Origin of the sequence: Nocardioides sp. GCM10030259 (assembly GCF_042666375.1) — a bacterium.
Classification (GTDB): Bacteria; Actinomycetota; Actinomycetes; order Propionibacteriales; family Nocardioidaceae; genus Nocardioides.
The window spans coordinates 809361-824582 of sequence record NZ_JBHTDF010000025.1 but is presented as its reverse complement, the minus strand read 5'-3'; the positions used below and the strand labels follow the sequence as shown (position 1 = coordinate 824582).

Sequence of the window (15222 nt, the reverse complement as noted above, 5' to 3'; positions counted from 1 at the left end):
ACGCTCCTCGAGTCGGGCTAGTTTCACCAAAACCGAGCGCTTGCTCAAGTCGGTAGGAGGAGGAGTCCCGGTGGACGAACCCGATCTCTCCGCGTACGTCGGTCTCGAGGCCGAGCCGCCGCGGGTCGCGCGGTACGCCGTCAACGAGGCTATGATCCGCAACTGGGTCGAGGCCCACGACGACCGCAACCCGGTGTACGTCGACGACGCGGCCGCCCGCGCCACCGGCCGGCCCGGCATCGTGGCGCCGCCGGCGATGATCTCGACCTGGGTGATGGCCGGGCTGCGCCGCTACCGCGAGATCCAGCAGCGGCGCGCCACCGGCGAGACCGAGGACTTCGCCTACGCGCGGATGATGCGCGAGCTCGACGACGCCGGCTACACCTCGGTCGTCGCCACGAACGTCGAGCAGACCTACCACCGCGAGCTGGTGCCCGGCGACCACGTCACCTGCCACTTCACGATCGAGTCGATCTCCGACCCGAAGCAGACCGGGCTCGGCCCGGGGCGGTTCATCACGCTGCTCAAGCGGTACGTCGACCAGCACGGCGAGGCCCTCGTCGACGAGCGGTTCCGGCTGCTGCGGTTCAACCCCGGAGCCAAGGCATGAGCGAGCGTCGTACGTCGGTCCCGCCGCTGATCGTCACCCAGGACAACTCCTTCTTCTTCGAGGGCGCGGCCGAGGGGCGGCTGCTGATCCAGCGCTGCGCCGACTGCGGCACGCTGCGCCACCCGCCGGGCCCGACCTGCCCGCGGTGCCGGTCGTTCGAGTGGGACACCGTCGAGTCCAGCCGCCGCGGCACCCTGCACTCCTGGACGATCGCCCACCATCCGCAGGACCCGGCGTTCGACTACCCGCTGGCCGTGGGACTGCTCGACCTCGAGGAGGGCACCCGGCTGGTCGCCGACATCGCCGGCGTACCGCACGACGAGCTGCGGATCGGCATGCCGCTGGAGGTCGGGTTCGCCGAGCACGCGCACGGCGCCGTACTGCCCCAGCTGCGCGCACCGAAGGAGGATCAGTGAGCATCCCCGCCCACGAGGTCGGCACGACGCTGCCCGAGCTCGCCGTCGAGCTCGACCGCACCACGATCGTCGCGGCCGCCATCGCCTCGCAGGACTTCGAGGACGTCCACCACGACCCCGGCAAGGCCGCCGAGCGGGGCACGCCGGACATCTTCATGAGCATCAACAGCAGCAACGGGTTCGTCGACCGCTACATCACCGACTGGACCGGGCCGGAGGGACGCATCGCCTCGGTCTCGCTGCGACTCGGCGTCCCGGCGTTCCCCGGAGACACCCTGCGCCTGACCGGCGAGGTCGTCGCGGTCGACGGCGACCGCTCCACGATCACGGTGGTCGGCAGCAACGACCGGGGCCCGCACGTCACCGCCGAGGTGGTCGTCGTACCGACCGGAGGTGCGCGATGAGCTTCTCCGGCAAGGCGGCGATCGCCGGCATCGGGGCGACCGAGTTCTCCAAGGACTCGGGCCGCAGCGAGTGGCGGCTTGCCTGCGAGAGCGTGCTGGCCGCCCTCGACGACGCCCGGATCGGCGTCGAGGAGGTCGACGGCTTCGCGCTCTTCACCATGGAGACCAACCCGGAGATCGCGGTCGCCCGCGCGCTCGGGATCCCCGAGCTGAAGTTCTTCAGCCGGATCCCGCACGGCGGTGGCGGTGCGTGCGCGCCGGTGCAGCAGGCGGCGCTCGCCGTCTCCTCCGGCGTCGCCGACGTGGTCGTCGTCTATCGCGCGTTCAACGAGCGGTCTGGTCACCGGTTCGGGTCCGGGCCGCCGCCGTTCGCCTACGTGCACAACACCGACCAGGAGTACCGCAACTGGATCAACCCCTACGGGCTGATGACGCCGGCCCAGCAGGAGGCGTTCCTCGCGCGGCGATACATGGACAGGTACGGCGCGACGAGCGAGGACTTCGGCCGGGTCTCCGTGCTGTCCCGCAAGCACGCCGCCCGCAACCCGAAGGCGTGGTTCCACGAGCGGCCGATCACCCTCGAGGACCACCAGGCGTCCCGGATGATCGCCGACCCGATCCGCCTCCTCGACTGCTGCCAGGAGAGCGACGGCGGCCAGGCTCTCGTCATCGTCAGCACCGAGCGGGCCCGCGACCTCCCGCACCCGCCGGCCGTGATCACCGGCGCGGCGCAGGGTGTCGGCCCACAGCAGATCTCGATGAGCAGCTACTACCGCGAGGACATCGACGAGATGCCCGAGGTGGAGCTCGTCGCCCGTCAGCTGTGGGAGCAGTCCGGGCTCGGGCCCGGCCAGGTCGACGCGGCCGTCGTGTACGACGCGTTCACGCCGATGGTGCTGCTCCAGCTGGAGGAGTACGGCTTCTGCGGGCGCGGCGAGGCGAAGGACTTCATCGCCGACGGCCACCTCGAGGTCGACGGCCGGCTGCCGGTCAACACCCACGGCGGCCAGCTCGGCGAGGGCTACCTGCACGGGGTCAACGGCATCGCCGAGGGCGTCCGGCTCGTCCGTGGCACCTCGGTCAACCAGCCCGGGAAGGCGGTCGACAACGTGCTCGTCACCGCCGGCTCCCCGGTGCCGCACAGCGCCATCGTGCTGAGCGCCGACGCCTGAGCGCGACCCCGACCAGAGAGGCACCGCCATGACCGACCGCATCACCTACGCCCGCGCGACCCACGGCGAGGAGGAGATCCAGGCCGTCGTCGACGTGCTGCGCAGCGGCCACCAGGGCCTGCGCATCGGCAAGCACGTCGCCTCGATGGAGGAGCGCGTCGCCTCCCTCAGTGGCAAGCAGTGGGGCGTGATGTGCAACTCCGGCTCGTCCGCGCTCTACCTCGCCGTCGAGCTCCTCGGGCTGCCCGCCGGCAGTGAGGTCATCACCTCCCCGCTGACCTTCTCGACCGACGTCGCGCCGATCGTGCGGGCCGGCTTGGTGCCGGTCTTCGTCGACGTCGAGCCGGCGACGTTCAACGCCGACGCCGCGAGGATCGAGGAGCTGGTCACCGACCGGACCGGCGCGATCCTGCTGCCCAACCTGGCCGGCAACGCGCCCGACTGGGACGCCGTACGCGCGGTCGCGGACCGGCACGGGCTCAAGGTCATCGAGGACACCTGCGACGCGCTCGGCGCGACCCTCCACGGGACGCCGACCGGCGCTCGCGCCGACTACAGCTGCACGAGCTTCGCGATGGCCCACATCATCACCTGCGCCGGCACGGGCGGGATGGTGATGACTGACTCCGAGGAGGACCGCGAGAAGGCGCTGCTGCTACGGCGCTGGGGCCGGCGCTCCGAGCCCAACCTCTTCGGGTCCAACGGCGTCGGCCGCGTCTTCCGCGAGCAGCTCGACGGCGTCGACTACGACAACGACTTCATCTTCGACGTGCTGTCGTGGAACTTCGAGCCGTCCGAGCTCGGGGCCGCCTACGGGCTGCAGCAGCTCGACAAGCTCGCCGCCAACTACGAGCGCCGGAAGAAGACGTTCGCGGCGTACACAGAGGCGTTCGCCGCCCACCCCGACCTGTTCACGCCGCCGGTCGAGCTGCCGGGCCTCGACACCGCCTGGCTCTGCTTCCCGGTGCTCGTCGACGCGGACGCGCCGTTCTCGCGCAGCGATCTCCAGGAGGCGATCGAGGCCGACGGGATCGACACCCGCACCGTGTGGAGCGGCAACGTCACCCGCCACCCGATGATGAACGGGGTCACCCACCGGGTGCCCGAGAGCGGGCTACCGAACGCCGATGCCGTCTTCGAGCGCGGCATGAGCCTGGGCATGAGCCACGGGCTCACCGACGCCGAGGTCGAGCGGGTGACCGACGCGGTGCACCGCGTCGCCGCCCGGTGGTCCTGATGGCCGTGCTCGACGACCGGTCGCCGGTGCTGCTCGACGCCGCGCGTACGCCGTTCGGCCGGCGCTCGGGCTGGCTGGCCCCGGTGCACGCCGCCGAGCTGCTCGGCCGGGCACAGACGGGGGTGCTCGGCCGGCTCGGGGTCGACCCGGCGCGGGTGGACCAGGTGATCGGCGGGTGCGTCACCCCGGTCGGCGAGCAGTACGGACACGTGACGCGTACGGCGTGGCTGCACGCGGGGCTGCCGCCGGAGACCGGTGCGACGACGATCGACGCCCAGTGCGGCACGGCCGCCCAGGCGACGCTGCTGCTCGCGGGCCAGATCGCGATGGGCGCGGTCGACGTGGGCGTCGCGTGCGGCGTGGAGCTGATGTCCCGCGTGCCTCTCACGCCGAAGTCCGGCACCGGCCTCGGGACGCCACGGCCGGCGACATGGGCGCTCGACACTCCTGACCAGTACACCGCCGCCGACCGGATCGCCCGGGCTCGTGGCCTGGCGCGCGCCGACCTCGACGCCTTCGGGCTGCGCTCCCAGCAGCGCGCCCGGGCCGCCTGGGACGCCGGGCACCTCGACGAGCAGGTGCTGCCGGTGACGGTGCCGAACGACGACGGGACGACCACCGTCGTCGACCGCGACCAGGGCCTGCGCGCGACCAGCCTCGAGGCGCTGGCCGGCCTGCGGCCCACGGTCGACGGTGGGCTGCACACGGCCGGCACCTCCTCGCAGGTCAGCGACGGCGCGAGTGCCGCGGTCCTGGCCTCCGCGGCGGCCGCGCGCGACCTCGGGCTGGCGCCGCGCGCCCGCATCCTTGCCCAGTGCGTCATCGGGGGAGACCTCGAGCTGATGCTGGACGGCCCCGTCCGCGGCGGACAGATCCTCCTGGACCGGCTCGGGATGGGCGTGGCCGACATCGACGTCTTCGAGGTCAACGAGGCGTTCGCGTCGGTGCCGCTCTCCTTCGCTCGCGCGCACGGGGTCGACGAGGACCGGCTCAACCCGACGGGCGGCGCGATCGCGGTCGGCCACCCTGCCGGCGCGACCGGCATCCGGCTGATCGCGACAGCGCTCGGCGAGCTGACCCGGCGCGACGCCTCGATCGCGATGGTCGCGATCTGCGCGTCCGCGTCCACGACCTGCCTCGTCCTGGAGCGAGTCGAATGAGCCTCGCAACCACCGAGGACCAGCGAGACCTCGCCGACGTCGCGCGACGTACCTCCTCCTGGGAGCAGCTGGTCGGTCTCGGCCTGCACGCCGTCCACCTGCCCGAGGAGCACGGCGGTGGCGCGGGTCTCGCGGGGATCGCCGTCGTGGTCGAGGAGCTCGGCCGCTCGCTGGCGCCCGTCCCGATCCTGTCGACGGTCGTCGCCAGCGCCCTGGTGTCCGGCAGCGCGCCCGGCCCCGCCCGGACCGAGGCGCTCGCGGCGTACGCCGGCGGCGCGACCGGCGCCGTCGTGGGCGGTCCCGGCCTCCGGGCGCAGCCCCACGGCGCGGGCTGGCGGATCGACGGCGCGAGCCTCCCGGTGCCGGGAGTCCCGGACGCGGACGTCGTGGTCGGCCACGCGCAGACCGCCGACGGCGACGAGGTGTGGTGGCGACTGCGCCCGGGTCCCACCGCGGTCGTCCAGGACCGCCCCGGCGTCGACCTGACGCGATCCTGCGGGGTCCTGATCCTCGACGGCCACGTGGTCGAGCCGGACGACGTGCTCACCCCGCCACCGGCGCCGACCCGTGAGCTCGTGACCAACGCCTTGCACGCGGCCGAGGCGGTCGGACTCGGCCGGTGGCTGCTCGACACCGCCGTCGAGCACGCCCGCACCCGCCACCAGTTCGGCCGGCCGATCGGGTCCTTCCAGGCCCTGCAGCACCGGGCCGCCCTGATGTTGGTCCGCCTCGAGACCGCGGCTGCCGCGGCGTGGGACGCCGTCCGCGCCATCGACGCGCCGCTCGACCAGCAGCGCCTGGCCGCCGCGCAGGCCGCGGTGGTCGGCCCCCCGGCCGCCGTCGACCTCGCGCTCGACTGCGTCGGCCTGCTCGGCGCGATCGGCTTCACGTGGGAGCACGACGCGCACCGCTACTGGCGACGCGCCCTCGCCCTCTCGGCGTCGGTCGGGCCGGAGGCGACCTGGGCGCGCCGACTCGGCGAGCTCGCCCGGGAGCACAGCCGCGACTTCTCACTGGTCCCCGCCGACGCGATGCCCGAGCTGCGCGCCGAGCTCGCACCCGTCCTCGACGACGCGGCCCGGCTGCCCGCGGACGACGGCGTCATGACGGGGTGGGGCCCGGTGCGGGGCGGACCCCGGCAGGCACACCTCGCCGACGCCGGGCTCGTCGCGCCGCACTACCCGGCCCCGTGGGGGCGCGGCGCCGGTCCCGAGGAGCAGGCGGTGATCGCGCAGGAGCTCGCGGCCCGCGGCCTCGCGCAGCCGACGACGGTGATCGGGGAGTGGGTGCTGCCGACGCTGCTGGAGCACGGCAGCGACGCGCAGCGCGACCGGTTCGTGTGGCCGACGCTCCGCGGCGACCTGGTGTGGTGCCAGCTCTTCAGCGAGCCCGGCGCCGGATCCGACCTCGCGGGGCTGGCGACGCGGGCGCGCCGGGTCGAGGGCGGCTGGTCGCTGACCGGCCAGAAGGTCTGGAACTCCTACGCGCACGAGGCCGACTGGGGCGTCTGCCTGGCCCGCACCGACGCCGAGGCGCCGCGGCACGCCGGCATCTCCTACTTCCTCGTCGACATGCGCTCGGCCGGCGTCGACGCCCGCCCGATCCGGCAGGCCACCGGGCAGGCCGAGTTCAACGAGGTCTTCCTCGACGACGTGTTCGTGCCGGACGACTGCCTGGTCGGATCCGCGGGCGACGGCTGGCGGCTCGCGAGCACGACGCTCGCCAACGAGCGGCTGAACATGGGTGCCGCGTTCGGCCACGGCTCCGCCGCCCTCGTGCGCCGCGCGATCGACGACGGCGCCTGCGTCGCCGACCTGCCCGAGGCCCTGCGCGTGCTCGGCACCAGCACCTCGCGGGAGATGGCGCTCTCCGCCCTCGCGCTCCGGGGCACCCTGGCCCGGCTCGCGGGCGTCGACCCGGGCCCGGCCGTCAGCGTCCAGAAGGTCTACAACGCCCTGGCCCAGCGCGAGGGGTCCCGCGACCTGGTCGCCCTGCTCGGCCCGCTCGGCATGGTCGACGACGCGGCCACGCCGTACGCCGTCGACCACCTCGGGCTGCCCGCCGTCCTCTTCGGCGGCGGCACCGTCGAGATCCAGCTCAACGTCATCGCCCGCCGGGTCCTCGGGCTGCCCGGCGAGCCCCGTCCGTGAAGGAGAACCCCGGTGCACCCTGACCTCTCGCCGCGCTCGAAGGCGCTGCGCGCCGAGCTACGCGACTACTTCGACCGCATCATCGACGACGACGACCGGCGGGCGCTGGTCGACCAGACCGAGGGCGGACCGGTCTTCGACCGGATCCTGCGCCGGATGGGCGCCGACGGCTGGCTCGGGCTCGGCTGGCCGGAGGAGTACGGCGGCCGCGGCGAGGACCCCGAGGCGCTCTACGTCTTCTACGACGAGGTGATCCGCGCCGGTGCCCCGCTCTCGCTGGTCACCCTCAACACCGTCGCGCCGGCGCTGATGAAGCACGGGACTCGTGAGCAGAAGGACTTCTTCCTGCCGCCGATCCTGGCCGGTGAGCTGATCTTCGCGATCGGCTACACCGAGCCCGGTGCGGGCACCGACCTGGCGTCCCTGTCGACGCGGGCGGTCGTGGAGGGCGACGAGCTGGTCATCAACGGGCAGAAGATCTTCACCAGCGCCGGCGTCTTCGCCGACTGGATCTGGCTGGCGGTGCGCACCGACCCCGACGCCCCGCGGCACCGCGGCATCTCGGTGGTGCTGGTCCCGACCACCGCGCCCGGCTTCTCGGTCACCGAGATCCACACCGTCGGCGGCATCAGCACCTCGGCGACCTACTACGACGACGTCCGGGTGCCGCTCGCCAACGTCGTCGGCGAGATCGACCAGGGCTGGGGCCTGATCACCGACCAGCTCAACCACGAGCGGGTGGCGCTCGCCGCCCGCGGCGGGATCGCCAACGAGCTCTTCGACCAGGTGCTGGCCTGGGCACGGCAGGAGCCGTACGGCGACGGCGTCGTCCACGACCTGCCCTGGGTCCGCGCCACCCTCGCGGAGGTCTACGCGCTGCTCAGCGCCACGTCGCTCGTCAACCTCCGGCTGGTGGCCGACGTCGCCGGCAACACCCTCGGCGGCGGCGACTCCGCGGCCGCGAAGGTGATGGGCACCGAGGCCGTGGTGCAGGCCTACGCGCGGCTGCAGGAGGTGCTCGGCGCCACCGGCCTGCTGCGCCCCGGCAGCGTTGGCGCGGCTCTCGAGGGCCGGGTCGAGACGCTCGGCCGGCGCGCGCAGAACAACACCTTCGGCGGCGGCACCAACGAGGTGATGCGCGAGATCGTCGCCGCGAAGTGCCTCGGCATGACCGTCGGGGCCAGGCGCATCGAGCGGAAGGAGTCGGCATGAGCGCCGTGGAGGAGCGCACCGAGGGCCTGGACTTCGCCCTCGGCCCGGACCTGGGGGAGCTGCGGAGGCTGGCCGAGCGGATCCTCGCCGACCGCGCCGGCGTCGACCGGGTGCGGCACGTCGAGGAGTCCGAGGGCGGCTTCGACGCCGACCTGTGGTCGCGACTGGCCGACGCCGGACTGCTCGCGGCTCCTGTGACCGAGGAGGCCGGCGGTGCCGGTCTCGGGATGCTCGGCCTGACGACGCTGCTCGAGCAGCAGGGGCGACGCGTGGCGCCGCTGCCGCTCGCTGAGGTGCTGGCGGGTGCCGCGCTGCCCATCGCGCGGTGGGGCACGGCCGACCAGCAGTCCCGGTGGCTGCCCGGCATCCTGGGCGGCGACCTCCTGGTCACGTCGGCCTACGACGAGACGGCCGGCACGCTGACCGCGGAGCAGGTCGCCGACGGCTGGGTGGTCAGCGGTCGACTGGCCGCCGTCGCCGCGGCACCCCTCGCCGGGGCCGTGGTGACGCCCGCGCGCACCCCGGACGGCACGGTGGTGCTCGTGGTCCCGCTCGACGGCGACGGCGTGAGCGTCGCGCCCGTAGCGGCGACCGACCGCCGCAGCTGCGGGGCAGTGTCGTTCACGCGAGCCGCCGGCTCGCCCCTGGGCGACGACGGCGCCGTCGTCGCCGCCTGGACGCGGCGACGGCTGCGGGTCGCGCTGGCCGCCGTGCAGCTCGGGGTCTGCGAGGAGGCACTCGCCACGACCTCGGCGTACGTCTCGCAGCGCGTGCAGTTCGGACGCCCGATCTCCACCAACCAGGCCGTCGCCGTCCGCGCTGCCGACGCCTACCTCGACACCGAGGCGGTCAGGCTCACCGCGCAGCACGCCGCGTGGCTCCTGGACCGCGGCGACGAGGATGCCGCCGAGCCGGCGTCCCTGGTCGCGAAGCACTGGGCGTGCGCTGGCGGGCTGCGAGTCGTGCACGCCACCCAGCACCTGCACGGCGGGATCGGGGCCGACGTGGACTACCCGATCCACCGCTACTTCCTGTGGGGACGGCAGGGCGCGTTCGCACTCGGGAGTGCCGGTGCCGTGGCCGCTGCGCTGGGCGACCGGCTGCCGACCGCTCCCCGGATCGGCGCAGCGGAATGATGAGCCCGGCAGAGGAGGGCACCATGCCAGCACCCACAGCGACCCGCGACGAGGTCGTCGCCCGGCTCACCGCGCCCGGAGCGCCGTACGAGCTGGTGCGGGAGGACGTCCGCGGTCACGACCTCGAGGTCTTCCGCCACCGGCACCGCTCGCTGGGCGAGCTGCTGCGCGCCTCGGCCAGGTACGGCGACGCCGAGTACCTGGTCTCGACCGACGACCGGATCACGTTCGTCGAGCACCTCGACCGGGTCGCCGCCCTGGCCGCCGGCCTGCGCGACGAGCACGGCGTCGGACCCGGTGACCGGGTCGCGATCTGCGCGGCGAACCGGCCGGAGTGGATCGTCGCCTTCTGGGCGACGGTCTCGCTCGGCGCGGTCGCCGTCGGCATGAACTCGATGTGGGCGCCGGCGGAGGTGCGCCACGGCCTCGACCTCACGACGCCCCGAGTGCTCATCGCCGACGCCCAGCGGGCGGCGCTGGCCGACCCGGCCGGGATGCCGGTCGTCGACCTCGACGCCGACCTGCCCGGCCTCATCGAGCGTCACCGCGGTGCCCCGCTGCCGGAGGTCGCGGTGGCCGAGGACGACCCCGCGGTGGTGCTCTTCACGAGCGGCACCTCGGGCCGGCCGAAGGGTGCCACCCACTCGCACCGCAACATGATCGCCGCGGTGTGGTTCCACCTGCTCAACGACGCGGTGGCCGCCGAGCTGGGCGCGCCGCAGCGGGACCGCCGGTTCCTGCTGGTGACGCCGCTCTTCCACATCGCCGCCCTGCACAACCTCGCGGTGATACGGCTGGCGATCGGCGACACCGCCGTCGTGCACCTGGGGCGCTTCGACATCGACGAGGTGCTCCGGCTCGTCGAGCGGGAGCGGGTCACCAACTGGGGGGCCGTGCCCACGATGATCAGCCGCCTCGTCGAGCGCGCCGAGCGGCGCGGCCTCGACGACCTCGACCTCAGCTCGCTCCGGACGATCTCGGTCAACAGCGCCCCCTCGTCGCCGACGCTCAAGTCGCGGCTGCGGGACGCGCTGCCGGACGCCGGGCGGTCGCTCGGCACGACGTACGGGCTGACGGAGTCCTCCAGCGCCGCCACCCTCGCCAGTCCGCAGGAGCTGCTCGCCGACCCGGGCACCGTCGGTCGCGCCGTACCCACCATGGAGATCGAGGTGCGCGACGCCGACGGCACCGCGCTGCCGCCCGGCGTCGAGGGGGAGGTGTGCCTGCGTGGCCCGCTGGTGATGATCGGCTACTGGAACGACCCCGCCGCGACGGCCGCGGCGATGGACGCGGGCGGCTGGTTCCGGACCGGCGACCTCGGCACCCTGCGCCCCGACGGCCACCTGCACATCGCCAGCCGCCGCTCGGACCTGATCCTGCGGGGCGGCGAGAACGTCTACCCCGCCGAGGTCGAGAACCAGCTCGTCACCCACGACGCCGTCGCCGAGTGCATCGTCATGGGCGTCCCCGATCCGGACTTCGGTGAGGCGGTGGCCGCCGTCGTGGTCCTCCGCGAGGATGCCGCCGTGACCCAGGACGACCTCCTCGAGCACCTGCGCCCCCGGCTCGCCCGCTACAAGCTGCCCACCCACTGGGTGCTCACCGGCACGCCGCTGCCGCGCAACGCGACCGGCAAGGTCAACCGCCGCGAGGTGCCGCTGCCGACGGCGCGCTGACCTGGAGCGCTGACGTGGAGATCGTGGCCTCCTGGCCGTCGCACCTGCCGCTCAGCGGCGTCGGGGCGTACGCCGAGCGGGTCGAGCTGCTCGGCTTCGACGTCCTGCACGTCCCCGAGACGGTGCATGACCCGTTCACGGTCGCCGCGCTGGCCCTCACCCACACCCGCCGGCTGGTGGTGCGCACCAGCATGGTGGTGGCGTTCGCGCGCAGCCCGATGGTCACGGCGTACGCCGCGTGGGACCTGGTCGCCCTCTCCGGCGGCCGCTTCCAGCTCGGCGTCGCGTCCCAGGTGCGCGGCAACATCGTGGGCCGCTTCTCCGTCACCTGGGCCGACCCCGTCGAGAGGCTGCGCGACTACGTCGCCTCGCTGCGGGCGATCTTCCACAGCTTCCAGACCGGCGAGCCGCTGCACCACGTCGGCGACCACTACCGGTTCGACCGGTTGCAGCCCTACTTCAACCCCGGTCCGCTCGACCACCCCGCGCCGCAGCTGTGGACCGGCGGCGTCAACGCGCGCATGTGCGCGCTCGGCGGCGAGGTGGCCGACGGGTTCGTCTGCCACCCGACCAGCTCGCATCCCCGCCTCCTCGAGCGCGCCCTGCTGCCGGCCCTCGCCGAGGGAGCGCGCCGGGCCGGCCGGACCGATGGTGGCCCGCTCGTGGTCACCAACCCGCAGCCGATCATGGCGGCGACGCCCGACCTGGTCGCGGAGGCCCGGGACGCGCGCCGCCCCGAGATGGCGTTCCTCTACAGCACCCCGGCTTACCGACGGCAGCTCGAGGAGTTCGGCCTCGACGACCTCGGGGCAACCCTCTCCGAGATGGCGCGCCGGAAGGAGTGGACCGACCTCGCCGACCACCTCACCGACGAGGTCGTCGACACCCTCGTGCCCCAGGGCACCTACGCCGAGATCCCCGACGTCCTCGACCGCTGGTACGCCGGCCGCTGCGCCGGCCTCGTCCTCACCCTTCCGGAGTCGGCAGCGGACGACGAGCAGTACCGCGAGCTCGTCGTCCGCTGCCGCGCCATCGCCTAGGGCGTGGCTCCCAATTCCTGGCCTGCTTCGCGCCGCCCATCACGCACTCTCGCGGCGTTGCCGTCGCTCGAAAGACGACCCAGTCTGCCTTCGCTCCGGCGCCTTGCGAGAGCACGCGCTGGACGACGCTCGCGACGGCCCGAATCGAGAGCCACGCCCTAGCCCGCGGGCGCGACGCTCGGGACGCGCGACGCCTGGTCCCACGTGAAGACGTAGGTGCCGCCACCGACAGGCACGGACAGCGGCAGGTTGTCGCCGCCCGCGGCGCCACCGGCGCCGTAGTTCTCGTTCCACGAGTCGTTGATGGCGACCTTCCACTGGTAGTCACCCGCCGGCAGCGTGAACGTGCCGTGCCACTTGCCGTCGCTGATGTCGAAGGACAGGTGGGTGGCGGCGCAGTCGGGCTGCCAGTCGCCGGGGCAGTCCAGCTCGGACTGCAGGTCGCCGGCGACCGTCACGCTGTCGCGCAGCGGGGTCGGCTCCACCACCGTCACCGTCACCGGGTCGCTGGTGACGGTCGGGAGGGACCCCTCGCGGAGGACGGCGCGGTAGGAGACCCGGGTGCCGATCGGCAGGTCGGACACGTCGTCGACGCGGCTGTACCACGGCGACGAGGTGTCGGTGCCGAGCGTCGTCCACGGGCCCGAGCCGACGCGTCGCTGGAACGTCACCGACTGCGTGGTGCGCTCCGGGTCGACGGTCGCCTCGACGGTGACCGGGTCGATGCCGATCACCGAGGCGCCGCCCGGGCTGACCATCGTCACCTTCGGTGACGGCACCTGCGTGCCGCGCGCAGCGGTGCCGCGGGTGTGACCGGCGTTGTCGAGCACGGCCGCGCGGTAGTCGACCCGGGTGCCGGGCCGCAGCGCGCTGACGTCGTCGAAGACCTGGTACGGCGCGGAGTCGTCGGTGCCGATCGTCCGCCACGGTCCGTGCCCGCCGACCCGCCGCTGGAAGGTCACCTCGTAGAACGACGAGCCCTCGACGTCCGCGGCCACGTGCATGCGCCCGCGGCTGATGTCGCTCGGCCGCGGCGCCGCCAGCTCGATCTCGGGCGCCCGGGAAGAGCGCGCGATCCGCTGGTCGGACATGTAGACGACCGCGGACAGGGCGGGCACGGTCACCGGGAGCTCGCGGGCGCCGTCGGTCGAGAGCCGGCGGGCGCCGGTGCCGTAGACGCGCGTGAACCCGCCGTTGCGGACGTACGTCGGGACGTCGGCCGACGCCGCCTGCTCGCTGTTGTTGAGCGTCACGACGTACTCGCGCTGGGTGCGCCGGTCGAAGCGCGAGAACGCGAGGACGCCCGCGTCGTCGCCGGCGAGCCGGACCTGCTGCGCGCCGTTGCGCAGGGCGGGGTGCTCGTCGGTCAGCGCCGACAGGTCGGCGATGGACCGGTAGAGCGGGTGGTCGGTCACGAAGTTGTCGACCGCCGGAGTCCGGTCGGAGCCGATCTGGTCGTCGTCCTGGTACTCCGGCACCCGGCTGGCGAACATCGTCTGCCGGGCGAGCTGGTCGCCGCCGGTGCCGGTGAAGCCCTGCTCGTCGCCGTAGTAGACGACGGGGTTGCCGCGCGAGAGGTACATCAGCTCGTGCGCCAGCCGGTCGCGCGCGAGCAGCTCCGCGTCGTCGGCGCCGGCGTTGTCGGTCTTGAGCATGAACCCGAACCGGCCCATGTCGTGGTTGCCGAGGAAGGTCGGCAGCGCGTAGGCGTTGGAGTCGGCGTCGGTGTACCAGTCGTCGTTGACGAAGAAGTCCGCCACCCGCTGGGTCGGCAGGCTCTTCGACGCGAAGCCGCGGGCGGCGTCCTGGAACGGGAAGTCGAGGATCGACTGCATCCCGTCCTTGGTCGTGTAGCGCGACGTGAACGCCTTGGACGCTGCACCGCTGCCGTCGAGCGCGACCTCGCCGAACATGAAGAACTCCGGCTTCCCGTGCCGCTTCGCGTAGTCGAGGATGCCGGGGCCGAACTCCTGCCAGAACTCGTCGTTGACGTGCTTCATGGTGTCGATGCGGAAGCCGTCGATGCCGAACTCGCCGATCCAGGAGCGGTAGATGTCGATCATCCCGTCGACCACCTCGGGACGCTCGGTGAAGAGGTCGTCGAGGCCGAAGAAGTCGCCGTACTGGCTGTCCTCGTCGTCGCGGATGAAGTCGGTGTTGCCGCGGTTGTGGTACATCGTCGGGTCGTTGAGCCAGGCCGGCACCTTGAGGTCCTGCTCCGCCGGGTCGAGCACCGGCGTGTACGGGAACGACGTGGCGGCGGAGAGGTCCGGGAACCGGCGGCTGCCCGCGAAGTCGCGGTCGTCGAACTCCCGGCCGTCGGCGTCGGCGTACGGCGAGGTGTCCTTGGAGACGTACCCGGTGCGCGCGCCCTCCTCGTAGCCGACGACGTCGGCGGTGTGGTTGGTGATGATGTCGAAGTAGACCTTCATGCCGCGGGCGTGCGCGTCGTCGACGAGCGCCGCGAGCTCGGCGTTGGTGCCGAGGTGTGGGTCGACGGACGTGAAGTCGGTGATCCAGTAGCCGTGGTAGCCGGCGGAGGGGCCGTCCTCGATCTGCACGGCCTTGTTCTTGAAGATCGGCGTCAGCCAGATCGCGTCGGTGCCGAGGCCCTGGATGTAGTCGAGCTGCGAGCGCAGGCCGGCGAGGTCGCCGCCGTTGTAGAACCCGCGCGCCGTCGGGTCGAACCCGCTGACCAGGCGGTCGGAGCCCAGGCCGCCGGTGTCGTTGGCCGGGTCGCCGTTGGCGAAGCGGTCGCCCATGACGAAGTAGAAGTCCTGGTCGGTCACGCCGGCCCGCAGGGCGTGGCCGGCGTAGTCGCCGTCGGACCCGCGGTCGCGGTGGTCGCCCGGGTGGCCAGCGGGGCTCGCGCTCGCCGGCAGCCACGGGGCGAGCAGGGCCAGCACGGCGACGACGAGCAGGGCACGGAGCAGATGGCGCATGGGAACTCCCGAGTGATCCAGGTCACCCTCCGTGACCGAGACTGCAACCTAGACGGCGCCGCCGACA

The 15222-nt window shown here is 73.3% G+C and carries 12 protein-coding genes; 11 read left to right on the top strand and 1 reads right to left on the bottom strand.

Features of this window, described 5'->3' with window-relative positions; genetic code table 11:
* The first annotated feature begins 70 nt into the window (after positions 1-70).
* From ACFQQI_RS23385 to ACFQQI_RS23335, 11 genes are read left to right on the top strand one after another with little or no spacing between them, the layout of a single operon-like run.
* Positions 71-610: a MaoC family dehydratase N-terminal domain-containing protein gene (locus tag ACFQQI_RS23385; RefSeq protein WP_378569006.1), complete on the top strand. Its 540-nt coding sequence runs from the start codon at positions 71-73 to the stop codon at positions 608-610.
* Positions 607-1026 (top strand): Zn-ribbon domain-containing OB-fold protein, encoded by a 420-nt coding sequence (locus ACFQQI_RS23380; protein WP_378569005.1) that lies wholly within the window; start codon positions 607-609, stop codon positions 1024-1026. Before ACFQQI_RS23385 ends, ACFQQI_RS23380 begins: the two co-directional genes overlap by 4 nt.
* Positions 1023-1430 (top strand): beta-hydroxyacyl-ACP dehydratase, encoded by a 408-nt coding sequence (locus ACFQQI_RS23375; protein WP_378569004.1) that lies wholly within the window; start codon positions 1023-1025, stop codon positions 1428-1430. The genes ACFQQI_RS23380 and ACFQQI_RS23375 overlap by 4 nt, the downstream gene beginning before the upstream one ends.
* Positions 1427-2602, top strand: coding sequence for a lipid-transfer protein (locus ACFQQI_RS23370; protein WP_378569003.1), 1176 nt, complete (start codon positions 1427-1429; stop codon positions 2600-2602). The genes ACFQQI_RS23375 and ACFQQI_RS23370 overlap by 4 nt, the downstream gene beginning before the upstream one ends.
* A gap of 28 nt (positions 2603-2630) precedes the next feature.
* Entirely contained in the window at positions 2631-3839 is a 1209-nt protein-coding gene (locus ACFQQI_RS23365) for a DegT/DnrJ/EryC1/StrS family aminotransferase (protein WP_378569002.1), read from the top strand.
* Positions 3839-4999 (top strand): steroid 3-ketoacyl-CoA thiolase, encoded by a 1161-nt coding sequence (locus ACFQQI_RS23360; RefSeq protein ID WP_378569001.1) that lies wholly within the window; start codon positions 3839-3841, stop codon positions 4997-4999. The genes ACFQQI_RS23365 and ACFQQI_RS23360 overlap by 1 nt, the downstream gene beginning before the upstream one ends.
* A complete protein-coding gene (locus tag ACFQQI_RS23355; RefSeq protein ID WP_378569000.1) occupies positions 4996-7149 on the top strand; it encodes an acyl-CoA dehydrogenase family protein in 2154 nt (717 codons plus the stop codon). The genes ACFQQI_RS23360 and ACFQQI_RS23355 overlap by 4 nt, the downstream gene beginning before the upstream one ends.
* Positions 7150-7161: 12 nt before the next feature.
* On the top strand, positions 7162-8361 hold the full coding sequence (locus tag ACFQQI_RS23350; protein ID WP_378568999.1) for an acyl-CoA dehydrogenase family protein: 1200 nt from the start codon (positions 7162-7164) through the stop codon (positions 8359-8361).
* Positions 8358-9497, top strand: a complete 1140-nt coding sequence (locus ACFQQI_RS23345; protein ID WP_378568998.1) for an acyl-CoA dehydrogenase family protein — start codon at positions 8358-8360, stop codon at positions 9495-9497. The genes ACFQQI_RS23350 and ACFQQI_RS23345 overlap by 4 nt, the downstream gene beginning before the upstream one ends.
* 23 nt (positions 9498-9520) lie before the next feature.
* Positions 9521-11173: a class I adenylate-forming enzyme family protein gene (locus ACFQQI_RS23340; protein ID WP_378568997.1), complete on the top strand. Its 1653-nt coding sequence runs from the start codon at positions 9521-9523 to the stop codon at positions 11171-11173.
* 14 nt (positions 11174-11187) lie between these two features.
* Positions 11188-12213, top strand: a complete 1026-nt coding sequence (locus tag ACFQQI_RS23335; RefSeq protein WP_378568996.1) for a TIGR03617 family F420-dependent LLM class oxidoreductase — start codon at positions 11188-11190, stop codon at positions 12211-12213.
* Between the two features lie 158 nt (positions 12214-12371).
* Here ACFQQI_RS23335 and ACFQQI_RS23330 read toward each other — a convergent pair whose 3' ends face one another.
* Positions 12372-15155, bottom strand: coding sequence for an alpha-amylase family glycosyl hydrolase (locus ACFQQI_RS23330; protein ID WP_378568995.1), 2784 nt, complete (start codon positions 15153-15155; stop codon positions 12372-12374).
* Between the last annotated feature and the right edge of the window lie 67 nt (positions 15156-15222).